The organism is Nocardia nova NBRC 15556 (assembly GCF_001613005.1).
In the GTDB taxonomy this organism is placed as follows: domain Bacteria; phylum Actinomycetota; class Actinomycetes; order Mycobacteriales; family Mycobacteriaceae; genus Nocardia; species Nocardia nova.
Genome location: NZ_BDBN01000067.1, coordinates 25,283 through 48,280 on the forward strand (window position 1 = coordinate 25,283; position 22,998 = coordinate 48,280).

The 22,998-nt window shown below is 66.1% G+C and carries 22 protein-coding genes; 6 read left to right on the plus strand and 16 right to left on the minus strand.

Annotated elements, in window-relative coordinates; genetic code table 11:
- Positions 1–20 precede the first annotated feature (20 nt).
- Together NN2_RS24880 and NN2_RS24885 are read right to left on the minus strand one after the other, a co-directional pair.
- Positions 21–689, minus strand: coding sequence for a GNAT family N-acetyltransferase (locus NN2_RS24880; RefSeq protein WP_156511455.1), 669 nt, complete (start codon positions 687–689; stop codon positions 21–23).
- Positions 667–1,470 (minus strand): hypothetical protein, encoded by an 804-nt coding sequence (locus tag NN2_RS24885; RefSeq protein ID WP_156511456.1) that lies wholly within the window; start codon positions 1,468–1,470, stop codon positions 667–669. The genes NN2_RS24880 and NN2_RS24885 overlap by 23 nt, the downstream gene beginning before the upstream one ends.
- A 276-nt stretch (positions 1,471–1,746) precedes the next feature.
- Here NN2_RS24885 and NN2_RS24890 point away from each other — a divergent pair, with 276 nt between their 5' ends.
- Positions 1,747–2,301, plus strand: a complete 555-nt coding sequence (locus NN2_RS24890) for a hypothetical protein (protein ID WP_063016353.1) — start codon at positions 1,747–1,749, stop codon at positions 2,299–2,301.
- A 225-nt stretch (positions 2,302–2,526) separates the two neighbouring features.
- Here NN2_RS24890 and NN2_RS24895 read toward each other — a convergent pair whose 3' ends face one another.
- A complete protein-coding gene (locus NN2_RS24895) occupies positions 2,527–2,748 on the minus strand; it encodes a hypothetical protein (protein ID WP_063016355.1) in 222 nt (73 codons plus the stop codon).
- A 24-nt stretch (positions 2,749–2,772) separates the two neighbouring features.
- Positions 2,773–3,132 carry a hypothetical protein gene (locus tag NN2_RS24900; RefSeq protein WP_156511457.1) on the minus strand — a complete coding sequence of 120 codons (360 nt, stop codon included), beginning with the start codon at positions 3,130–3,132 and terminating at the stop codon, positions 2,773–2,775.
- Positions 3,133–3,419: 287 nt separating this feature from the next.
- Here NN2_RS24900 and NN2_RS37410 point away from each other — a divergent pair, with 287 nt between their 5' ends.
- Positions 3,420–3,593, plus strand: a complete 174-nt coding sequence (locus NN2_RS37410; protein ID WP_156511458.1) for a hypothetical protein — start codon at positions 3,420–3,422, stop codon at positions 3,591–3,593.
- 85 nt (positions 3,594–3,678) lie between these two features.
- Here NN2_RS37410 and NN2_RS24905 read toward each other — a convergent pair whose 3' ends face one another.
- The 9 genes from NN2_RS24905 to NN2_RS24945 are packed head-to-tail and all read right to left on the minus strand — an operon-like array spanning position 3,679 to position 12,932.
- Entirely contained in the window at positions 3,679–3,972 is a 294-nt protein-coding gene (locus tag NN2_RS24905; protein WP_063016359.1) for a hypothetical protein, read from the minus strand.
- Positions 3,969–6,131, minus strand: a complete 2,163-nt coding sequence (locus NN2_RS24910; RefSeq protein ID WP_156511459.1) for a hypothetical protein — start codon at positions 6,129–6,131, stop codon at positions 3,969–3,971. Before NN2_RS24910 ends, NN2_RS24905 begins: the two co-directional genes overlap by 4 nt.
- Positions 6,132–6,143: 12 nt before the next feature.
- Positions 6,144–6,383, minus strand: coding sequence for a hypothetical protein (locus tag NN2_RS24915; protein WP_063016364.1), 240 nt, complete (start codon positions 6,381–6,383; stop codon positions 6,144–6,146).
- A 29-nt stretch (positions 6,384–6,412) separates the two neighbouring features.
- Entirely contained in the window at positions 6,413–9,364 is a 2,952-nt protein-coding gene (locus NN2_RS24920; protein WP_063016365.1) for a toprim domain-containing protein, read from the minus strand.
- The gene (locus NN2_RS24925) at positions 9,361–10,107 is read right to left on the minus strand and encodes a DUF4913 domain-containing protein (protein ID WP_063016367.1); all 747 of its coding nucleotides are present in this window, start codon (positions 10,105–10,107) and stop codon (positions 9,361–9,363) included. Before NN2_RS24925 ends, NN2_RS24920 begins: the two co-directional genes overlap by 4 nt.
- On the minus strand, positions 10,104–12,008 hold the full coding sequence (locus tag NN2_RS24930) for a type IV secretory system conjugative DNA transfer family protein (RefSeq protein WP_063016369.1): 1,905 nt from the start codon (positions 12,006–12,008) through the stop codon (positions 10,104–10,106). Before NN2_RS24930 ends, NN2_RS24925 begins: the two co-directional genes overlap by 4 nt.
- Positions 12,008–12,493: a WhiB family transcriptional regulator gene (locus NN2_RS24935; protein WP_063016371.1), complete on the minus strand. Its 486-nt coding sequence runs from the start codon at positions 12,491–12,493 to the stop codon at positions 12,008–12,010. Before NN2_RS24935 ends, NN2_RS24930 begins: the two co-directional genes overlap by 1 nt.
- The gene (locus NN2_RS24940) at positions 12,490–12,714 is read right to left on the minus strand and encodes a hypothetical protein (RefSeq protein ID WP_063016373.1); all 225 of its coding nucleotides are present in this window, start codon (positions 12,712–12,714) and stop codon (positions 12,490–12,492) included. Before NN2_RS24940 ends, NN2_RS24935 begins: the two co-directional genes overlap by 4 nt.
- Entirely contained in the window at positions 12,714–12,932 is a 219-nt protein-coding gene (locus NN2_RS24945; RefSeq protein WP_245658842.1) for a hypothetical protein, read from the minus strand. Before NN2_RS24945 ends, NN2_RS24940 begins: the two co-directional genes overlap by 1 nt.
- Positions 12,933–13,243: 311 nt before the next feature.
- Here NN2_RS24945 and NN2_RS24950 point away from each other — a divergent pair, with 311 nt between their 5' ends.
- Positions 13,244–14,095 (plus strand): P-loop nucleotide/nucleoside kinase family protein, encoded by an 852-nt coding sequence (locus tag NN2_RS24950; RefSeq protein WP_369689971.1) that lies wholly within the window; start codon positions 13,244–13,246, stop codon positions 14,093–14,095.
- Positions 14,092–15,369, plus strand: a complete 1,278-nt coding sequence (locus tag NN2_RS38075; RefSeq protein WP_174555011.1) for a hypothetical protein — start codon at positions 14,092–14,094, stop codon at positions 15,367–15,369. Before NN2_RS24950 ends, NN2_RS38075 begins: the two co-directional genes overlap by 4 nt.
- Positions 15,370–17,711: 2,342 nt before the next feature.
- On the opposite strand, the gene NN2_RS36560 is transcribed toward NN2_RS38075, so the two are convergent.
- Positions 17,712–18,518 (minus strand): inositol monophosphatase family protein, encoded by an 807-nt coding sequence (locus NN2_RS36560; protein WP_218022059.1) that lies wholly within the window; start codon positions 18,516–18,518, stop codon positions 17,712–17,714.
- A 157-nt stretch (positions 18,519–18,675) separates the two neighbouring features.
- Here NN2_RS36560 and NN2_RS38715 point away from each other — a divergent pair, with 157 nt between their 5' ends.
- A complete protein-coding gene (locus tag NN2_RS38715) occupies positions 18,676–18,822 on the plus strand; it encodes a DUF6011 domain-containing protein (RefSeq protein ID WP_245658844.1) in 147 nt (48 codons plus the stop codon).
- 59 nt (positions 18,823–18,881) lie between these two features.
- Here the strand turns inward: NN2_RS38715 and NN2_RS24975 are convergent, their stop codons facing one another.
- Both NN2_RS24975 and NN2_RS24980 read right to left on the minus strand, forming a co-directional pair.
- Positions 18,882–19,751, minus strand: a complete 870-nt coding sequence (locus NN2_RS24975; RefSeq protein WP_063016383.1) for a ParB/RepB/Spo0J family partition protein — start codon at positions 19,749–19,751, stop codon at positions 18,882–18,884.
- Entirely contained in the window at positions 19,751–20,458 is a 708-nt protein-coding gene (locus NN2_RS24980) for a nucleotide-binding protein (RefSeq protein ID WP_063016385.1), read from the minus strand. Before NN2_RS24980 ends, NN2_RS24975 begins: the two co-directional genes overlap by 1 nt.
- A 507-nt stretch (positions 20,459–20,965) precedes the next feature.
- Here NN2_RS24980 and NN2_RS38080 point away from each other — a divergent pair.
- On the plus strand, positions 20,966–22,726 hold the full coding sequence (locus NN2_RS38080) for a hypothetical protein (RefSeq protein ID WP_174555012.1): 1,761 nt from the start codon (positions 20,966–20,968) through the stop codon (positions 22,724–22,726).
- Positions 22,727–22,998 lie beyond the last annotated feature (272 nt).

The following is a 22,998-nucleotide window of genomic DNA, read 5'->3' on the forward strand; positions in this document are numbered from 1 at the left end:
CTGCGGTGTGTGGGTCGGAACTAGGGGAGATCTTCGCCGCGCGCAGCGCTTCCACCCTCCGGGGCAGTCGTGGGGCCCCGGTACATCCAGCGATTGGCGCCGGATCTGCGAGAGTGGGAGTTGTGGAACGTGGCGCCTCCGCGCCAGTACGCCGCCATGTGTTCACAGACGCGGTCGGTTTCGGTGTCGGTGTAGTCCTCGCCGGTGCGGTCCGCGATCAGCAGCCAGAAGCTTTTCGCGCCGGGTAGGTGCAGGCTGGTCCGCCACGTATAACCAGGCACCTGCCTGCGAATGTGGGCCAACGCGTGGGAGGCGATGCCTTGGCCCTGGTGGTTGGTCTGCACATCGATGTTGCCGATGAACCCGCGCTGGCATTGGTGACAGATCAGATAGCTGACCTTCCCGACCGGCCACCCCGCCTGGTCACGATGAAAGAACGTGATCGTGCGTTTGTCGATGGCACGGCCTTCGGCAATTTCCGGTCCGAAGAACTCGAACCTGATCCTGCGTAACGTCTTGTGCCGCTGCCACGCCCGGCGCGGATTCAGTCTCCGCAGAAGCGGGTGCCGCGGCCGCGGCCGCAGGTGCTTCGCGTACGGGTCCTCGACAGCGTCGTCGGAGATGCTCTGTTCATCGTGTACCACAGCCGCTCGCCCCCTTCGGTTTTCACCGATTGTCGCGCCTGACACCGACAAGGCTGGAGCGCAGTTCAGCGATCTGGCTTGTGTCGAACAGATACTCCCGGAGGGGAGGCCCTGGTTCGCCGAAATTCTGTCGCGACTCTCGCTGCTGCTCGCGATGCCACGCCCGTAGATGGGTGAGCACCATGTCCTGTGGATGCCCTTCGCCTAGCAGCATCGCGACGACTTGGTCCCTGCTGAATTGCGTTGCCACTCGCGCCGCGGAGGTGCCCTCAGCAGCCAGCGGCAGTGGCGCGCTCCTCTGCGGTGAGGGTCGCGATCGCCGTTGGCGGCGGGCGCGTTTGCGGACGGGCACTTCGATCCTGAGCACATCGGTGTACCCGGCTTTTGCTAGGACGCGCTGCAGCAGTGCGTCGTTCAGCTCGTGGACCAGGCCGAGCCGGTTCTGTTCGACGTAGTTGGCTCCGTCAGGTGTGATTCTTGCCATGACGGCCGGCCGCACAGGGGTGTAGGTCGACCGGTATGTCCGCTGTAGCTGGTCGAGTTGGACGACGAACTTCGCCGATTCGGCATACTCCCGTCGGGTGAGCCCGTCGACCGCGCGCCGAAGGGAAGCGCGGCGACTGCGTTTGCTCTCGCGCTCGGCGAGGCTGGTGTCGTCGCCCTCGCCGAGGTCGAAATCTCCATTGTGCAAACCGATTTCGGCGACCGAGAACCACCACTGCTCATCCTCGTCAGCCCGGATATGCCAGCGCTTCCACGGGCCTGCCGCACCGATATAGAGGGCCGCGAGCACGCGACGCTGGTCTCTGCCCAATCCCCTCGACACGCCCAAATATTAAGTGTATCCACCGTGTCGGTGGAGGTTGCTCTACTTGTACTGCGACCCCGGGAACCCCCGGGGTTGTCGTCTCCCCCGGGTACGAGCCGGGGAAGACGACTGGAACCAACGCAATACGAAAACATTCATCGGAGCCGGAATGAGCGTAACTGCTCCCCTCCACGGGGAGAACCGCCAGCAGCGGAATCGCTGCACCTGTACGACCGCTCGCGGCGGTGAGCTGGCCGCCTTCGTCGCCCGGACGTCGCAGGGAGTTGTGACGGCGTGCTGACCGCATGGGGGGACGAAAGCGGATCGCAGCCCGACCGTGACCCCGGAACCTATATCGTCGCCGCCGCGCTCATCGAAGAAGAAGACGTCGAGGCAGTCCGCAAGACGATGCACGACCTGCTGCTTCCCACTGAGACGAAGGTCCACTGGCACGGCAGCAGCCCCGAGCGGCGCCAGAAGTTAGTCGAGGTGGTGCTCGGGTTGCCCGTGTGCAGCGTCATCGTCGTGCACAACGATCCGGCCGCCAATGAACGCCGGCGCCGCCGCAAGTGCCTCGAACACCTGTTTCCCCAGCTGACGCACATGTCCTGTGGGGAAGTCACCTTCGAGTCGCGGGGCACGATGGACGCCAGCGATCTCGACATCCTGCAGAAGTTCCGCGCTCGCAAACTCGCACCCGCGGGTATGCGGTTGCACCACATGAAAGGACGGATTGAACCGGTTCTGTCGGTGGCAGACGTAGTGTGCGGTGCGCTTGTGCAAGCGCGGGTGGGAAACCCGGTCTACCTGCAGCAACTCGGTGGTCTGGTCGACATCCACCAGATCTAGTGCAGATACGACGCGAGCCACAGGCCTCGTCATCCGGCGAGTAATCCTGTGGCTCACTTCCAACCCCTCCGCGAAGGGGCGGCTATGCAATCGACTGTAACACAACAACCACCTAACACAACCTGTGTGATTCCTCTCTGAGCAGGGCTTTACCTTCCCTACTGTGGGGCACTGCCCGATACGCGATCAGACTGCCTCGTCGGCCTGCATGGCGGCTCTGGCTCTTTACCTGTCGTAGGCGATCGAGAGGGTGTACACGGTCTGCGTCTGGGGGCCGTCAAATTCTGGGAGCTCGCGGAAGCCAACGGCGAGGACGTGCCCGACTTCACCGTCGTTGGCTGCGAACCAGTCGGCCGCCACGCGGAACATCTCTGCCGGGGATCGGCCGCTGAACTCGATGTGATCCGATTTTCCCGGTCCGGTGATCCGATCGTTGTCTATCGCCACGGCACACAGACTAGGTGGATCGGTTCAGGGCGATAGGGGTTCGAGCATGGGGAAGTCAGCGATCCACCGTTCGAGCTGGGCAGCGTCACGCAGCTTCCTGACAGTGCTGTAGCAGAACTTGTCGGCCACAGCATCGACGAAGATCGCTCGTCGCGGCGCCTCGTTTGTAGCGGGGTAGAACCAGTGGGCGATCTTTTCCACCTTGACCGATATAGTCCCCAGTTCCGACTCGAAGACGATCCCTTCGCCTTCGCGTGGCAGGGCCAGTGCGTTGACCGTGAAACCGGGGTCGTCCGCGTTTTCGTCTTCGGGAACCTTGAGCCACAGGTCGTATCGCATCGGGCCGACAACAGAGCTGGGTGGCGAAGTCTCGTTGAGCGTCACACACCCATCCTGAACCGCTCTGCCCTCATCAGGCATGCGAAACCGGTTAGAGACCCGATCCCGAAGGGGGCGCGGTTGTCGGCGCCGGCGGGCATACTTCGGTCGCCTGAGCAAGTGTCGAGGAAGGGAGGGCGGCGGTGCTGCGGTACGTATGCACGAATCCGTGGTGCCTATACACGTCGCACTACACGACGACGTGCCCATGGCCGGGGCCGTCACGGGATCGCCCTATCCGGCGGCGGTATATCTCCGCGGGCGATAAGGCGGCCGCTCGGCGGTGGTCGAAGATGGTGGCGGAGGGCGATTTCGATCTGCGTCGCACGCCGAGCTACATGCGGGAACGCAACGACTCCGGTCCCGGGGCACGTCAGGACGGGCCTGGCCACGGGTGGCTGCTGGTGTTCGTTCCGGCCGCGGCGCTGATCCTGATGGTCATGGCTGTCTTGGTGCTGTACCTGTGACTCGGCCGCAAATCGTCGTGCCCCAGAATACGAGTGAGCCCCGCCGGATTCCGCCCGGCGGGGCTCACTCGCATTCTTGGTTCGATCAGACGGGTTCGATGTGGCCGACTCCGCCGGCGGTCCACCGCTGACCCCGTCGGGTGACGACCGGACCAGACCACGCCGTGGTGCGGCGATAGCCATGGGCGGCGAGCGTGGCGTCGATGTCGTCGACGCCGGGGACGAATTCCAATGCCTCCCAGCGGTCGCCGTGGTCCCATCCGAGGAACACCCCGTCGGTGTCGAAGAGGACCTCACCGGCGTGGATGTGGATGGCTGGGCCGTCTGGATCATCGGGGTGGGCGAGGATGACGATGGCTTCCTCGATCACCGTGATCACCGCTCCGCGCCTGCGTCGCGCAGGTTGCGGCGGCCACCGACCCGAGCCGGTGCCGCAGCACGAGCTTGGTTGATCGACTTGTCCGGGCGCGTGGTGCAGGCCCTGGACGGGGATGCTGCGGCCGTGCGCGCGGCGTCGTCGCGCATCATCGTGATTCGCTCGAACTTGGTGTTCCAGTGCTGGTCTCGTTCGGCAGCGTCGCGGCCGAGGTGTCCTGCTTCGCGGGCGCCGGCGTCGACTGCGCGACGGATTTGGCCGCGCAGCTGCTCGTCGGCCCCGACGGCGGTCAGGGCTTTGTCGAGTTCGTTGCGGCGTTGGGCGTATTCGCGGCGTTCGTGGTCGATGCCGAAGGTGGTGGCCCCGCGGGCGACGGCGCGCACCGAGTCGGCGACGTTGTCCACTGCCTGGATCGCGTGGCGGGCTTTCATGTCTCGGTGGTCGGCGGTTACGCCGGTGGGTTCGAGCAACTCGGTCACCTGGGTCTTCATCGTGTCGGCCAGTTCGCGGGCCGGAACGGCGATACGGGCCTGGTCACGTTCTCGCTTGCTGCGTTCGTCGACCAGGAGGAGATCGGGCAGGTCGGTGAGGTTGCGGATGCGGCCGGTGTCGACGTCGTCGACGAGGGCGGCGATCTGGGCTTTCTCGATCGCGGCCAGTCCCTTGCCGTTCGTGGCCTGGGCCAGGAGCTGATCGCCGGTGTAGGCGAGTCGCTCGATCTGTGCGCCGATATCGTCGCTGACGCCGATCATCTCCGGGGAGTTTCCGGAGATGTCGTCATCGACGATGAAGTCGGCGGCCTGGGACAGGTCGTCGGCGTCGATGACGAACCGGTAGATATCCGCGGTCAAGGCGTCGCGGTTGACGTAGCCGGGCCAGACGTCGAGATTGTCGCGCTGACCGTTGCGGAACGCGGTCCACGCGTCACGCACGGTCTGCTGGTCGGCGGCGGTCATCACCGAGATCTCCTCGGTGATGCGCTGAGGCTGGAAGGTGCCCTCGCTCAAGCCTTTCAGCATTTCCTGGGCCCTGCCGCGGACTTCCTCGCCCGGATCGACATACACCGGGGACCGCAGCAGATCCACCGCCGAAGTGTCGCCGCCCAGGTAGTCGACGACGAATTCCACCCGTTCACGGTCGGCGCCGGTGACGCCGGCGGTGTCGAGGGCGGCGGTCAGACCGGCGCGGCGTTCGGCGACGGAGGCGAGGTGCCCGGCGGGGTCGGTGTCGATATCCTCGCCGCGCCAGTTCAGGACGGCCTGTGCCACAGCTGCTTTCGTGTTCTCGTTCATCGGTATCTTGGACACGGCGTCGATGGCGGCCGACTCGCGGGCGAACAGCACCGAGGCTTCGTCGCGGGTCTGTTGCGGGATCGGGTCGAATTGCGGATCGACGCTGACCTGCATGGCGTCGGCGTCGATGCGCACACCCCACTGCTCGGCAACGCCGCGGGTGAGTTCGGTCAGGTGTTCGGCGGCGATCTCCGATTCCCACCGCCAGGTCAGTGCGTCGGCCAGCGACGCCGTGAGCCGCCACCGGTTCACCCATGGGGCCGAGGTTTCCAGTCGCTCCTCGGCCGCGACCCGGGCGCGGGTGGAGCGGGTCTCGAACTCGGCGTAGGCATCGGGTCCGGCGTTTCGTGCCCCAGCAGCCTCGATATCGCGCTCTTTCACCGCGTGGCGGGCCTGGTTGACTCCGGCGACAGCGAGCAAGTGGATCATGCGCTGGCTGTGGCCGGTGGGCACACCGAGCTGCGGCTGTGCGGTGTGGTTCGTGGTGGTGGACATGGTGTTTCCCTCCTGGAGAGTGGTTTCCGGGGTGCTGTCCCAGCCCGGACCTGGGTTGTCGGTGCGGGTGAGTGCGTCGCGAGCGATGCCGCGGCGTTCAGCGGCGCGGGCCTGGTGCTCGCGAACCGCGTTCGCAGCGGCGGCGAGCTGGGCGGGCGTCGGGGGCTTCTTCGGGGCGGCTTTGCCGATGTCAAACAGGTGCGCCACCAACCGGCGGCCGCGCCTGCGGCCGATCATCAGGGCGGCCACGGGCTGCCGGTTGGGCTGAAGACCCGCCGCCCGGAGCTGACGGCGGGTCTTCAAGTGCGCCGGCGCGAGACGCCACGGGTATTCCTGGGGTTCAGGGACTGTGGCGGGAACGTCAGCGGTAGTCACGAGCCGGGAACCTCACGCTCGGTCGGCCAGCAGCTGGCGGTAGTCGAGCTGCAGGGTGGCCCACTCTCCGGCGACTTCACGCAGCTGTTCGTGCAGCTGGTGGGCGCGGGCGGCCAGGCGCAGCATGGCGGCCGGGCCGTAGAGCTCGGCGATGTCGGGTGCGTCGAGGATGGCGTTGGCGAGCTGGTCGACGTCGGTGTCGTCGACGGTCGCGGCGATGACCTCACGGACCTGGATGGCGGTGGTGGACATTGGTGTTTCCTCTCCTTGTGGGGTTGGGGTCAGCGGCCGTAGCCACGCTGGTCGCCGCGCCCACGGTGGTGGGTGCGGCGCACACCCTGGCCGGGTGCGGTCCTGCGAGCGCCCTTGCGGGCGCCGGTGTTGCGGACGGCGGCCTGCGGCGGGTGGGCGTGCCCGGCGTCGGCGGCCATCCGCGCCGCGACCCCGTCCTCGGACACCCCTTTCGACCGCAGGTGTGCCTCGGTGGCCTTGCGCCGTTCGGGGCTGTCGTAGGGCACGGGCTTGTCGGTCGCGGCGCGGCCGGCGGCGACCAGATCGCGGCGGTCGGTCCACTTGTCGGCGATCCGGTTGGCCTGCTTGCCGGTGATCGCGGCATCGGTGGAGGCCCGGTCGAGGTGTTTGCGGACCCGGTTGCACACCTGATCGGGCACCCCGGCCGCCGACAGCCGACCCAGCAGCTTGGCCTCGACGCTGGTCTCCTCGTAGTCGCCGAGGCTGATACGCCCGGCGGCCAAAGAGGTCTGGGTGTCACGAAGATTCGCGACTTCCTCCCGCGCTTCACGCGCTGCCCCGGGCGCGGCCGCCGTAGCCAGCAGCTCGTTGAGTTGACGGTGGTGATCGGCGGCGACGTCACGGGCGATGGTGTCGCTGCGTTCGCGGTCGACGGCGGCCGCGGTGCGGTCGTCGGCGAAAAGCTGTGCCGGGACTTCGGTTTTCCCGGCCTCGACGTCGGCGAGGACCGCGCGCAGCTGGTCACGCTCCAGGTCGATCAGGCCCTCGCCCTTGGTGATGGCGTGCTCGATCTCCTTGCGGAGTGTGGTAGCCCGTTCGCGCTGCTGGGCAGCCCACTCGGCGTCGACACCGTCGTCCTTGACGGCGCGGATGTCGACCACCGGGGCCAGTGCCGCGTACATGCGGATCTTTTCGGTCAGGGCTTCACGGTCGATGTGGTTGGGCCACAGTGGCTTGTACTGCCCAGCGGGGTCCTTGCGGATCTCCACGCCCCGGTCGCGGGCGATCTGCTGGTCTTCGGGGGTCATCACCGCGACGGCCTGGCCCAGCTGCTCGCGGATGCCGGTGACGTCCAGGCCGTAGCGCAGCCGGTCCTGATACCGCACCAGCAGCTGGTCCACGCGGGGCTTGGCCTCCTCACCGAGGTCAACCAGCGGCTCTTCCATGCGCCGCAGCTCGGTCGTCGCCGAGATCGCGACGCGGGCACCCAGCTCCTCGCTGGGGATCTCCTCGCCGTCGGGGGTGCCGAGATAGACGGCCACGAACCGGATCTGGGCGCGGGTCTTGTCGGAGACCTTCGAAGCGGCGACCTTCTTCGACAGGGCATCGAGGCTGTGGCCGGTCGGGTTCTTGCGCCACTGGTCGACCTCGGCGATCAGAGTGGCCTTGGCCGACTCGTCGAGGCCTTCCTCGGCGCTGATGAGTGACACGATCCGGTCCTGGGCGGTGCGCACCCGCTCCCCGGCCACTCGGTCACGTTCGGCGGCGGTGAGCTGCTGCACCAGCTCCGGGGCGTCGACGGTGACGTGGCCGGTGCCGGTGTCGACGTGGACACCCCACCGGCCGCGGATGTGGCCGGCCAGCTCGTTCATCGCTCGCTTGGCGGCGTCGCTGTCCTCGGACCACACCACCGCATCACGCATGGCGGCGACGATCTCGCTGCGCGACATGCGATCCCAGCCGTGCTTGCGCATCCCTGCCAGCCGGGCCTCGACGGCCTTCTGCTCGGCGGCGCGTCGCTCGTTGTGCTCGCGGATCGCGGCGATGTCGTCGGCCATCTTCGCTTCCACCGCGCGGCGATTGCGTTCGGCCGACTGCTGCGCGAAGGTCATGATCTGCTGCATCAGCAGCTGCATGATCCGCGAGAAGTGCTGGGCGAAGTGGTCGACGGTGTCGTCGTGGTGCAGTGTGTCGTCCTGCTTGGTGAATACGGGTTCGCCCATGGCGCTCTCCTGAGGTGTGGTGGTGGGTTCCGAGATCGGTTGCGTGGCAGCACGGCCCGCGTTCGCGGCGATCTGCTCTGCGGACACAGCCGCAGCCGCAGCCGCGGGGGTGCCGATGTGAGGGTCCAGGTACGGGACGGGTTCGAGCTCGTCGAGGTCGTGGCCTGCTTGGATGTGGTCGGTGAGGTCTTTTCCGGTGGCCGCGCGCAGCACCCGCACCGACCCCACGCGCCCGGCCAGGCTGTCCATCACCTTCTCGGCGCGGCGGTAGCCGGGGGCGTCGTGGTCGGCGACGATGACGACCTCCCCGGCGCCGGTGAGCCATTTCGCGTGCTCATCGGTCCATGACAGGGCGCCGCCGGCGTTGGTGGTCGCGGTCAGACCGGCGGCCTCGGCGGTCAGGACGTCTTTTTCGCCCTCGCAGATGTAGATCGGCTCACCGGCTTCGATCGCGGCCAGGACCCGGGGCAGCTGGAACGGGATCGGTTCGAAACCGCTGTCGTCCCAACCGGTCTCGGTCCACCGCCGCTGGAAGAACTGCTTGTCGCGGCCGTGCTCGAATCGCGCCTCGCGGCGCACGACCTCACCGGCGACGGTTCCGTCTTCGCGGGCATACGGGTAGCTGGCGACCGGCTTCCACGCCGAAAGCTGGCGGCCGTAATCGGTTTTCGCCTTCCGCAGCGGCAGCCCGGCCGCGTCGATCGCTCGCTCGGCGCGGGTGACCTTGCGCGGTGCCAACCGCGGCGCGGCCCGGCGCTGGCCCCGGGCCCGCTCGATCGGGTTGTCGAACAAGTCGCGGACCTGCAGGTGAAGCTTGTCCAGGACGTCGCGGTCATCGCATCCGGCGAAGCACTTCACCTTCGTGCGCTGCTGGTTCGCGTCGTACTTCACCGCCAGCGAAGGGTTATGGCGGCCGCCGCCGGCCTCGTGAACCGGACAGCAGTACTTGATCCACTCGCCGGACTGACGCCCGGGACCCATCTCGCGTTCGAGGGCGGCGTTGATCGTGGCCCACGATCCTTGCGGTGCGCCGGTCACGGGAACTCCAGCACCACTTCACCGCGTCGCTGGGCCGCGCCGGTGAGGACCACGAGACCGGACTCCAGCTGCTCGAACGGCTGTTCCCACGAGCCCTGCGCGGCAGCTTCCAGCGGCAGAGGCTTGAGCTTGCCGCGGTATCCGTGGTGGCCCTTGGCCACCGAGCAGTACTGGAAAGCTCCCTGCGGGCTGAGCAGTTCGGCCATGTGGTGGTCGAGGTGATCGCGCCAGAACGACGACATCTCCGCGCCGGTGCCCTGCCGTGCTTCCTCGAAGGCGCGGAACAAGGCGTTGAAGCGGGCCACCGCCTCGGCGTGCTCGTGCCACTCCGGGCACCAGCGGATCTCGCCTTCACGGCCTTCCTTGGACACCTCACGCGCGTAGCAGGGCGCCACGTAGTCGCGTACGAACTCCTCGACCGTGTCGAACTTCAGTTCCGGTTCGGGCCCTTCCTCGGCCTCCTCCGGCTCCGCCGGCGGGGCCACCGCCTCGGCGGCGGCCTCCCGCGCGGTGGCCTCCATACCGGCGATGACCTCATCGGTCAGCGCCGCGTCGAAGGCGGACTTGGCGATGTCCTTAGCGAGACCGGCCATCTGGGCGGCGATGGCCTTGCGGACCGCCTCGTCGAGAGCCGCGCCCAGGGCCTGCGGGTTCACCGCAGCCACTCCGGCGGCAGCCGCCGCGACGGCGGCCTCTTCGGCAGCAGGGGTCGTGGATGCGTTGGTGTCGTTGGTGGTGGTCATGCGTTGTCGCCTTCCTGGTCAGGGGTGGTGTCATCGGCCGGGGCCGGTTCGAATCGGTTCTGAGAGGCTTTGATCGCGTCGGCGTAGGGGCGCTCCCACCAGGGCACGAGCTGGATCAGCGCGGGGCGGCGGCCGCTCGACAGCAGCACCGCACGCCCGGACGGCATAGCGGCCAGATCGCTGGCGGTCATGGTCGGCTCGGTGATGCGCGACCACGACGTCGACGTCGAACGACCGTCCTTGGACTGCGAATTCGACAACGAGGACACCTGCTCGTAGTGCTGGCCGATCAGGTCGGAGATGTCGCGCAGGAATCCGGCGTCGGCCAGGCCGGGGCCGAGGACGCGGATGTTGGCGGCCGACCACAGCGCCGACATGCCGTCGGAGCCCCAGCAGCGCACGCCCTGGGCCCAGCTCTGCAGGATCGTCATCACGACGATTCCGCGAGAGCCGAAGTGGGAGTACTGCTTCGGCAGGTCAGCCCAGCGGACGATGTTGGCGGCCTCGTCCAGGCACACGAGCATCGGAACCGGCAGCCGCCCACCGGCGGCGCTACCGGCAGCCGCGGCCGCTTCCACGACCGCTGCGGTCAGCGCGGTGATCAGCGGGCCCGCGGTGCCCGCACCTTCCAGCGACAGGGGGTACAGGGTGTCGCGGGAGCGGGCGAAGGCCTGCACGTCGAAGGGTTCGCGGTCTGCCTCACCGTCTTTCGGCGGGCACACCCACGGCTGGATCTTGGAGTACTTGAGGCAGTTGGCCATCTTCTTCGCGGTGGAGAAGATGCCCGCACGCTGGCGGTCCGGGGCCTGGTACTGGTCGTTGAGCGCGGCGGCGACCATGTCGTAGCCCGCCTCACGCAGCACGTCGATCGGCTCCTCGTCGAACGGCGAGGTGATCCACGTGAACACCTGCGTCACAGGCTTTTTCGAGACCGCAGCGGCCAGAAACAACCCGGCCAGCATGTCCTCGGCCTCGGTATCGAAAAACGAATCCTTCCGCTCGTTCTCACCACCGGCGGCGAAATGGCCGGCGAGCTTGGCCGCCCGCTCCTGAGCGTCCGCACCACCGTCGACACCGGTACCGGCGACCCACCCGATCGGATCCCAGTACCACCGGCAGGGCTCCTTGGCCACGCCCTGCGGATCGAACACCCGCACCGTGCCCAAGCTGCTGCGGTGCAACCGGGTCGCGTCGACGACGTCACGCTTGTTCGAGGTCGCGATGACCGGGCCGATCGCCTCCATCACCGCCGGAATCACCAGCGAGCTGGACTTACCAGCACGCGGGCCCATCAGGTCGACATGCAGGTCTTCATAGCTGGCATACAGCGGCGTCGGTTCCAGAATCGCCTGCCCGAGCGACACACCCGGGGCGTCGTTCTCACCGCGGCGCACCCCGAGGCGGGCGGCCTTGGCGACCATCGCCTCATAGGTCAGATCGGCCAGCTCAGCGCCCTGGGCCATGTACCGGGCCTGCGCATCGATCGCGTGCTCGACCTGCTGCGCGATCCGCGCATACCCCACACCAGCAGCCTTCTTGGCCTTCTTCACCCGCCGGGCCTCACGGTGGCCGGAGCGCAGATCGCTGCAGCGACGGCACACCCAGCCCGCCGCCAGCACCGATCCCGCCACACCCGCGGCCGCACCGCCGAGCACGGTCGCCAGACCGGCCCACGCCTCACCCGACCACGCCAGCGAATGCGTGCCGAACAAGTCCCAACCCAACAAAAGCGGGTTGGAGAACTCCACCGACTGCTTCGGCCCGCCATACATCGGGGCCACCCACGTGGCTGCGCCGGCAGTCTCGATCAGAGTCGGGACACCGACCATCAGCCCGAAAATGCCCTTGGCTTCTCTCCATTGGTCGAGATCGGCGCCCGGCGCCTTCACCGTGCGATCCATCAGGCCACTTCCTCGGATAGGGCGGCCTCAGCGGCTCGGTAGACGTTGAGGGCAGTGATGTAGTGGCAGTTCAGGGCGCGCCCTATGTCGGCCCAGCTCATGCCCTGCACGTCCCGCAGTTCGACGACCTGGCGCTGTAGTTCCTCGCGGGTGCCGTCGAACTTGAAATGCGAAAAGTCGTGCAGCGGTGCGGGTTCGCCGCTCGCAGCCACCAGGCGCAGCTGCTCCAGTGCTTTCTCGCGGTCAACCTGTGCTGCGTCGCAGGCGGGCATCAGCACCGACGCGAACACGCCATCGGTGGCGCGTTTCGGGGCAGCGAGCGCGAAACGCGCGCAGCGAGCGAGCAGCGGGCAGGCCTGGCAAATTCGTTGTGCGTCATGGATATCGGCGTGCTTTTCGCTGAAAAACAGATCCGGATCCTCGGTGCAGTCCACCGGCGCCCAATCGACCGGGTGATCGGTGGCAGCGGGAAATACGCGGGTCATCGCTGTGCTCCTTCGACAACGGAAGTGGTAGGAGTGACGGCGCAGAACGGCTCACACGGCCGGTCGTAGTAGTGGTGCCGCGGAGTTGGGAAAGCTGCGGTGACCAGCAGCAACACGATCAGCGCGAGGCCGACCACAGAGAAGAAGATCAGCGCGACCGGGCCGACGCTCGGCGCGGCGAAAACGACGAGCGCGACCGGGCGGTCATTCTCGCGGGCCATCACTGCACCACCCCGGCCGTCGAAAAGGCGCGAGCCTCGGTCGCGGTCAAACCGAGCCGAGATGCCCACTGGGCCACCTCGATCCGGTCCGGAGCGGCCGCAATACGAATCGCGTCGCGGGCCTGCTCTCGGGTCAACTGCCGCCCTGGGAGGAAATCGACCACCCACCTGTCCGAGCCGACGTAATCGGCGTGATGGGAGGTCTGGTCGCTGGTCATGTGCCCGCCGGCTTCCTCCACCGAGGGGATCGCGGGCGCCGCGGCACTCCGCCAGCGGTTCCAAACAGTTGGGATATTCATCGGTTCACACCCCACCGAATAGTGATCATCTGAACAGTCCAGTTAGTGGAAGGAGTGCGCGTTTCTGCGGCATCCGTTCCGGGGAGATGTAGCTCACTCCCGGTTCAGAATGTACAACTGAACTGTTCAGATGTCGATAGGGTTTGAGGGTGAAGACGAGTAAATATCCAGATGCGCGCAATGCTCGGCGCCGGAACTGCAACTGCTACCGTCAAGCTGGCAACCAAGATGTGGCCAGAAGAGGAGTAGTTCCGTTGTCTGAACCGACCAGTGAGGCCCGGCGTCGGCAGATTGCGCGCGAACTCCGATCCGACATCGAAGCTGGACGATTGAGGCCTGGCGAGCGACTGCCCTCAAGTCGCGCTCTCGCGAGTCAGTGGCATGTGGGCGTCGGCACCGTCAACCAGGCGATGGAGGAGCTCACGAACGAAGGACTGGTGGTCAGTCGTCCTCGTTCCGGTCGTGTGGTTGCTGAACGCCCCGAAGCATCGGCCGCCCGCGTCGTTACACGGCCGAGGGCGGTTCTAGTTGGTGGCTACGCAGGATCTGGGAAGACGGAGGCGGGACGGATTCTCGCTCGTCAGACGGGCTGGGCGATGATCGACAAGGACACCATCACGCGGGGCGTGGTCGATGCCGCGTTGGTTCAGATGGGCTCATCAGTGTCCGATCGGGAGTCGGCCACGTACATAGAGGTCGTCCGGCCGGCGGAATATCAATGCCTCGAAGCAACGATGCTCGAGAACATCTCGTGTGGCGTCAGCGTCATCGCAACCGCCCCATACTTGAGAGAGTTCACCTCGGTTGCGTGGTTCGAGCGGCTGCATGCAACTCTCGCCGGTCTCGGCGCTGATCTGTCGGTTCTATGGCTTCGCGCTTCTCCTGCATCCATGCGGTCCTATATCGAGCGGCGCGGAGCCGCGCGGGACAGCTGGAAACTCGGGCACTGGGACCAGTACGTCGCGAGTATCGACGCCGACTTTGCGCCGCAGTGGCCCCACACAGTCATCGATAACGACCCCACGGACGAGCCGCTGCAGGGACAACTCGCAGCGTGGCTCCGCACCCTGGAGTCCGCATGACCCCGACACCGCCACCCTCAGGGATCATCCTCTACGGCCCCCCAGCGGCCGGAAAAGACACGGTGACTACGGCTTTGGCGGCGCTTGACCCGCGCTATTCGCTTTTTCGACGGTTGAAAGTCGGTCCGGGAAGGACTACCGGGTATCGCATCGGTACCGAGGCAGACATTGCCGCGCTGGAGTCTGCTGGGGAGATCATCTACGCAAACAGTCAGTATGGTGCGACGTACGTCATCGACCGTCCGGAGATCGAACGCCTCCTAGTCGCCGGTCTGACACCGGTGGTGCATCTCGGCCAGGCTGATGCAGTTGACATCCTTATGGCTGCTACCCCAGCCATCAATTGGGTGACGGTGGATCTGCGGTGCCCTCGTGACGTTGCGAGAACCCGGATAGACGCGCGTGGCACTGGGGACACGACTGATCGGCTCCAAGTCTGGGACCGGACACCGCCGTTGGTTCGGTCAGACCTCAACATCGACACCTCAGTCACGCCGGCGGCGAGTGCGGCTCGGAGTATCGACATAGCCAACCGACAAGGTTCCTGGCGCGTGATCGTTCCAGTGCTCACCCCCGTTGGCGAAACCGGAGTGCCGGATCTCGCTGCTGTGCGACGCTACGCCACTCTTGCGGCAAAGACCTGGACTGACTACGTCCTCGTCAACGGATCCACTACGAGAGGTGACCTACTGTCGCCGACCGATCGCACAGCAATCCTTGATATCTGGATCGAGGAATTGGGCCCCGGACGGGTTCTAGCGTGCTCGTGGAACTCCGCAGACATAGCGGCAGCCGTTGATCGGCGGGTGACGCCTATGGCCGTGCTCCGATCGTCCGGAACCCCCACCTCCATGCTGGACTTCCTAGCGGAACTTCCCAGGGCCTCGACGATATACAGCCATCCGATGTACGGGTCCACGTTCACCGCCGAACTCGCACGACGCGCCTCCCTCGCCGGGTGTCTACCACTCGGGGGCAAGCTCGCGAAGGTCAGCTTGAGCGAGGTCGCCGAAATCAGAACTGCGACACCGAAATTCCAGGTTTGGGATGGGTCTTCTCGACACATACGCGCCTCCATAGAGGCCGGTGCTAGCGGCGTTGTTGCTACCCCGCTGGCTCCCCTGCTGGCCTCGCCAAACTCCCTGCCGCCCAAGGAAATCGACGCACTCCAGGCCGTTTTGGACACAGCCCAAACTGATCTCGACCGCTTACCTGACCGCGAGGGACGACGGGCCGCCCTGCTCGCTCAACTGCGAGCGGCTTTCCCGGCCTGAGCTCGAATTCCGCACCAGCTGTGTGGATCTGTCGGCGTGTCGATCGCACCTGAGGCAAGATCGCTCATTAACGTTAACGGCATGGCCAGACCTGTGACCATGCCACCGTCCAAGCTCAGCGGCGTGCGGTTATCGATCGACCTCCTGGAGGAGTGCGAACGTGCCATGCACGAGCGAGGTCTCACGAAAAGAGAGTTTTTCGAACGGGCCCTTCGGCGAGAGCTTGAGGCCAGGACGCCAGACACAACTACAGACGGCCAAGAAGCGCTTGACTTCGATGTGAACCGGAAGGACGTCGCCTAGACCTCATCGTGCCCCGGCGCGTAGCCGGACCCCATAACCCCATAAACGCGGAAAACCCCCGACCTGGTACGTCGGGGGCACCGCTCTCCAAAAGGAGATTCAGTCTTTGCGAGACGGATCTCAGGGTATCGCACGCGCGCAATCGGGCGCGCCCCGACACGCCCTGTTACAGAACTGCAGCCTGCCAAACCACTCTGGCCGGGGCTTTCGTCACCGGTCCTACCTCGCGGCGATGGACGCAGCCCTGTTCGTCGGCCGCTACGTGCTGCTGGCCGCGGACAACACCTCGCCGATGCGGGTGACCACGTGCCAGGAAGCCCATGCAGCCCTGGCCGCGGGTGAATGCGCCTCAATCGCTGGTCGGCTGGCTGATGGCCTCCTGGGCGCGGATATCGACGCTTCTCAGCCTGTAATCGGTGATGCATGTGCAGAGGTGCTCGTGGCATGGTGCATCGAGCACGGACTCCCGTATGTGGTACGCGAGAGCGGCCGTCCCGGAGGGCGTCACGTGATCGCTGTGGTCACTGATCCGAAAGTCCCTGTGCGTCAGTGGCCGAGGTTGTGCCGTCGCCTGTCTAAGCGCTACGGCACGACGGTGCAGGACCGCACTGGCCAGCACCTGAGGCTACTGAGCGCGCCGCACCGCATCGGCCTTCCGGCGCCGGTGATCGCATGCACAGCAACCCCAGCCAACGCGCTGGACGCAGTCGCGATCATGCGGAAGTCTCGCGGCCCGAAGAAGTGCCACGGGGGCCGGCGGGTGCCCCGCCCCACCTTTACCGGGGCGCTCGACGGTAGTCGGTCTGCAGTCGAGTGGGGGCTGTCGTGTGCAATGGCTCGGGCGGGCTATAGCACTGCCGATGCATGGACGACGATTGCAGAACTGAACGGTAAAGCCAGGGAGCAGGGACAGCGTTGGTGGCGTCGGTACGTCTGGCTTTCAGCAGTTACGACAGTCGCCGCCGAACGTGGTCTTACCGAGGATGCCGCCTGGGATCTCGTGCGGCAAGCGTGCCCTGCAGAGTGCCTTACCCGTGGCTATGACTGGTGGCGAAACGCGAAGTGGGAGCCCGCTCTGGCAGAGGCTCAGGTAGACAGGCCGCGGCGATACCGACTCGACGACACTGACGAAACCAGCGATCTGCCCACCGAGGTCCTAGCTGAAATCGAAGCCGTGCGAATAGGTTTCGAGGCCGCGGTCGCGGAGAGACTGGCTGGACTTCATCCACAACGACTGCGCAGCGTGCGCGCCGTACTGAGCGCACTCGCACGAGCGGTGGTGACGCGGTCCGGATCGATATCGACCCGGAGTCTCTCGCTACGGGCTCGATGCGACCGTAAGACCGTCCAGCGAGCGCTCGCGACCTCGAAGGAGTCGGGGATCCTGGTCGAGCTCCACGCATACGCGGGGGGGTCAACGGATTGCAGCGCGTACGGGATCGGGCCTGCAGCAATCGAATACGTATCTGCCGCTCATACCCCTATTTCCCCCACTAGGTGTACCACCCCGCCCCCCACCGGCCGCGCCCACCTCCCCCGCCTCCGCGGTGAATACCTACGCGATCGCACCGCTTGGGCCGCCCGCTGCGACGTTTTAGCTTCTCTTGGACCAGGCGAGCGACTGGCTGACTCCTCTCATCCGGTAGCGAAGCTTCTTCGCTCAAGGCACTTTCAGAAGCGATGGTGGCAGTCGCTCACGACGGACGAGCAAACCTCGCGTCAGGAGACGCGTCGGCGCCAGTTGCGAGCGATGGAGCATTCTGAGCGTTCAGCCTGGTTCACCTGGCTTGCGCGCCGCGAGCTCATCTGCAACGCCGCAGATCGGCTGCTGGCCGGGAACGCGGCGGCGAACGACCTGGCGACTCTCCGTGCTGCGCCGCTGACGATTCATCGGGGCATGAGCGATCCCCGGTGGCTGGACGGAGGTACACCAGCCTCAGCGGCCGCGTAAGAGCGTCACCTGCACCATGTGTGGTGTGTGCGTCCGTGCTGGTGCAGCGTTGCATCGAGATCTCGACAACCGCGAGAGGAGGCTGTCGTTAGTGATTTCGGCCAGTTCCTGGCAGTACTGCTTGTACGGCTCGGCAGCATCTTGAGTTCGCCGCATTCAGCAGCGGCCCGTTTCTGCCGTCGGTGAGTCGATAAGGCGTCCCGTCAGGTCGAACCGTTACGCCACCAGCCTCCGCCAACAGCAGAGTGCCTGCCGCATGATCCCAGGGCAACGATCGCTGGTACAGAACAAAATCGGTTTCGCCGTTAAGGAGTCGCGTGTAGTTGACCCCTGCACTCAACGCGCCCGGTCCTAGGTTCGCGAATCGGGTGCCGGCGGCTGAGAGCTCTGCACGTTCTTGCTGGGTCAGGCGCTTCGTCGGGGCGGCCCCTCGCAGGCTCCCGATGTGGATCGGAGGGGCGAGATGCGGGATCCGAGTGCCGTTTCGGAAAGCTCCGGATCCACGTTCGGCCACATAGAGTTGCCCAGCCTCAGGCAAGACGATCCACCCGACGGCAGGTTCGCCCGTGCGAAGCAGTGCCGCCATCACCGCATACTCTGGCCGGCCTGCCACGAAGTTCGAGGTTCCATCGACGGGATCGACTATCCAGCAGAGGTTTTCATCCAAGGCTGCCAGACCGCGCGGATCATCTGCGACAGACTCTTCTCCGACAACTGGGATATCGAGAATTCTCCGCAGTTCTCGTGAGATCAGCTGCTCGGCCTCCCGATCGGCCACGGTGACTAGATCGCCAGGCGCCTTCTCCGCAACATCTCCCCCGGCCAGCCTGCCGAACCGAGGCCGGATCGCGACTTCGGCCGCAACAATCAGAACTTGCGCCACCTCATCGATCACGCCGTGAGAGTAGCCGCAGTACACCATCTGAGTCTCAGGTGAGGTAGCACCGACTGTGTCGGTGCCCCGTGCGACCATCGGAGCGGAGCACGTCCATCCGGCCGATGAGGAGATGTTCATGGCCGTCGCCGTCACCGATCGCCCCGTGGTCCGCCTTATGGCGCAGTGTCGCCGTTGTGGCGGTTGGTTGTACGCACCCGCCTCGGTCGCAGCGTCAATCGGCCCGACCTGCGCTGCTCAAGAGCGAGCTGAGCAGCTGTCGGCAGGCGTGCGCCCCCTCACTCTGTTCGACGTCGCAGCCTGACACAGACTTGCGTTTACCGCGGTAAACGATGCGCCTTCGCTGTTTACCGCGGTAAACAGCTAGCTGATCCGAAGAGCGTCGACGAGTTGCTCCAGCTGAGCGGGGGCGAGATATTCGCGCAGGGCTTCCGCGAGGATTTTTGGTTCCGGCTCAAACCGACTCAGCGCCTTGGTGATTCGTGGTGTGGTGGCAGGTAGGCGCTGCGGTTCCGGCCGGGGTTGCCCGTCGGTGGGTTCCTTGGTCGATTCCCGTTCGAGCTCAGCGCGCCACTTGGCCACTTGAGCCTCTTTGGGGACCTTGGCCAGGCTGCGTGCGACCCGCACGGCGAGTTCGCCGGCGCGGAGTGCCTCCTGCAGTTCTGGCGCCAGCTGCAGGAGCGCCCGGCGTTGGGAAACCCAACCTTTCGACTTCTTCAGCCGTTCCGCCGCGACGCCGGAGTTTCCGCACTCCTGAACTAGCCGCTCGACCGCCTCGGCCTCCTCGATGACATCGAAGTCGCGGCGTCCGATGTTCTCGTCGATAGCCGCCGTGAGGAACGTAATTCGATCCCTGGCAACTTCGTCCTTCACTACGATCTCAAGATCGCTCCGGCCGTAGCGCCGGGCCGCAGCTTCGCGTCGGCAGCCGTTGACGACGACCCACCGGGCTGTACCGATCCGGTCGGCGTCCTCCGGGTACAAACGTAGGTACGCGTCGGCGGTGACAACCAGTGCCGACTGCAGCTGCATTTCGGCGATCGACGCGAGATCGCTGAGGTCGCCCAAATCGCGACGCGGGTTTCTCGGGTTGGCCACGACCTCCGAGAGGGGAGCGGACGTTGGTGTCCCGGTGGACGGCTCGGGCCTTGTCTGGTCTCCGTCGACGGGTGACTTGTCGCCGACCGAGTCGAACAGGTCGGCCAGGTTCTTTCTCGTTCCTCCGCGAGGCATCACGCCACCCGCAATTCGAGCGCCAGCTTGTAGAAGTCCTCGCGAGCTCGCAAAGACGTTCCACTCGAGGGGTATTCGGTGACGACCTGCCCGTTCAGGGACGCTCGTGTGTGCAGTTTGTAGCGGCGGATCACTGTTCGCGCTGCGGGCCAGTCGTTGCGCCGGATGAATTCGAGCGTCTCGTCACGGTCGGCCTCACCGTCGCGTGGATCCCAGGCGTTGACCACGACCCTGTACTTCAAGCCTCGAGGCTCGATCACCTTCCGGATCGTCCGCGCTGTCGGATCGAAGGTCAGTGGCTCTGGAGTGATCGGCACGATCACAACATCCGCACACTCCAGCACGGCCCGCAGCGCGTCCCCCGCAGGTCCAACGCCCAGAGGGTCTTTCGCATCGGACTCGTCGGCCATATCCAGCCACCCCGGCGTATCGACGAAAACGTGGTCAATCCCCTTCAGCTCACGCAACTTCCGCAGCCGGTCGAGGTCCGAATGAGCTTGGACCACATGGAACGGCAAATTGTCGACGCGAGAACCCCACCAGACCGCTGAGCCCTGCGGATCGATGGAGACCGCGGCGACGGGGGAGGGGGCATCCGGATCGGCGCCATCGCCGGCAACCTCCGCGGTCACCGCCGCGAGGTTCACCGCCAGCGTGCTCTTGCCAACCCCGCCTTTCTGGTTGAGCAGTACATACACCAGTGCCATAAATCTTCTCCCGTGGCTTCACCCGCCATGGCGGGCTACTCGGACAGCGCCCGCAGCATACGGCCGAGCCACCGGATCGTCGCGACGAAACACCGCTGTCGCCAGGACAGACGCCCAGATCACTGTGCAACCCCTCTGAACTGGAGATTCGTACTGATTTACTGATATACTGATAACAGTAAATCAGTACTATTTGGGAGGTAATATGCCCCGAGTGACTGCGGACTTGTCCGCCGAGCTGCACCACGAATTGCGAAGTTGGCTCGCCGATTCGGCGAAAGAGCTTGCTGTACCTCGGGTGACCTGGCAGTCCGTCGCAGAAGTCCTTGTGCGCCAACTGACAACAGACCCTGTTCTCTCACAGGCTGTGCGCAATCGGCTGGCGGATCCCGGCGCAGGGGAGTAGCCAAATGACATCCCTCTGCCCCCATCGAGCCCGGATCTGGTTCTGTCCCCGACCCAACTACCGCTCACGACAGGCGCTTTCGTTCGAGAGGACCCTCGCCGATGTTTGACCGACTCAAGCCGACACCCAAATCGACCGATCCTCTGACCACTGGAGAGCTGACTCATCGCGTGCAGGTCGCAGAGACGCGACTGGCGCACCAAGGCAATCCAGCACTTGTGGCGGCACTGTCGGAGGACGAACTGTCCGCAGACCGATTGGTGGCCGAGCGTATCCGCGAACACGATCGCACCGAGAAGCTAGCGGCGATCGAGGTAATGAGGACCACCTCCGCGCATGTGCGCAAGGCGACTTCGGAGCTGGTACGCGCTGATGCGAGGGACCTGCTACTTGCCCGGCGCGCGTTGGCCGACCATCACCGCGAAGGGAGCCCCCACGCGCAGCTGGCCAAGCTGTACACGATCCGTAAGTGGTGTACGCGCGCGTTGGCCGGCGTCGTGATCGCCGCCATGCTGTTCAGCGCAGTCAACGTGCAGCACAACCTCGCGCCCGGCGGACCGGGTGAACCGCTGTACTGGGCGAGCTACGCCCTCGAGGCGCTCATCTCCACCGTGCTGGTCGTCTTCATGGTCTCCGGCAGCGCCGTGGCGCGGTGGGGGATCACCGAGGGAGAGGACCTCATTCGCTGGACTGAGGCACTGCTGCTGGCCGCATCGATCGGACTGAACACCTATCCGTATCTCCGCGCCGGCGATTGGTACAACGTCGGTGTCCACTCAGTCGCGCCGATCATGATCGGTGTGGCCCTGGTTGGCCACGACGCGGTCTCTCGTCGACTGGGCCGCGCTATCGCTCTCGCGTCGGCCGAAGCACCCGCGGTCGACGATATCGCCGACCGCCTCGCCGCCCTCCATGAACTCGGCGCCACCACCACCCGGCACACCACACCAGTCCCCACCGACACCGCCCAGGCGATCGATCACACGGACATGGGGGAGTTCGAGAGCGAGTTCGCCGCAACGCGCGACGCCGACCCCGATCACACTGCGCGCACCCCGATCGTGCGCGCGCAGGATGAGGCTGGGCCGATCGCGCGCGAGGACACCGATCGTGCCCCGATCGCGAGCGAAAACATCGATCACTCGCGAGCGGACGAGGGCGGTGTCCCCGCTCCGAGCGCTGAAGAGGCGGCAGTCGTCGGGGCGCTCGCGCGCGCGACCGATCGCGCACCGATCGCGCGCGACGATGAGTCCGCGCGCGGCGGCGTGGCGGTTGAAACAGAGCCGATCGCGGCGGAAACCGCTGTGGTCGATCGCCCGTTGATCGCCGCGCACAGCCCTGCTGAGCTGGGAACCGATCGCGAGTCGATCGCCGATCACGACACCGATCCCGAACCCACCGACGATGAGGCGGGCGAGTCCGCGCGCGAGGACACCGATCACGCGCGCGCGGCGGTGGTGACCCTCGTTCGTGGTGATTCCACGCGACCGCTCGCGCGCGACATCCTCAGTCGCGCGCACAGCGATCGCGCGCCGATCGCGCGCGAGGCGGCAGTCGACGGGGCGCTCGCGCGCGCGACCGATCGCGCACCGATCGCGCGGGACACTTCGTCTGCGACCGGGGTCGATCGCAGTCCGTTCGATCGCGAACTGACTCGCGCGCAGGCGCTCAGCTACGCGCGCGCGGTGGTTGATCGCGGGCTGTCACGCCAGCCGATCGAGATGCTCGCGCGCATATACGAGTCCCGCTCACAGGGGCACACAGCCAACCACATCGGCAAGCTCGTCGAGCTTCCGCACTCGACAGTCGGCCGCGCGATCGGTGCCGCCGCCAAGGTGGCCGGCCCCCGCCCGGTGGACTGACGCTCAGTCGCCAGAGACGCGACGAGAGCCCCGGCGATCCCTAGTCGCCGGGGCTCTCGTCTGCCCAGACACTACCGGTCCGACGCGGGCCGCCAGTGCGGCCACGCCGGCTTCTGGCTGCCCTCCGCCGGCGAGGACCGGCCGCCGAATCGCGGTGTGTGGTCCCGCGTTTCGGCTTCGACGCCGGTTGTCGTGCCGCCGCGTATTCGCGATTCAGAATGAGTTGGAGCGAGCTAGAATTTAGGTGCACTAACGTGCACCCCGCCTCAGGT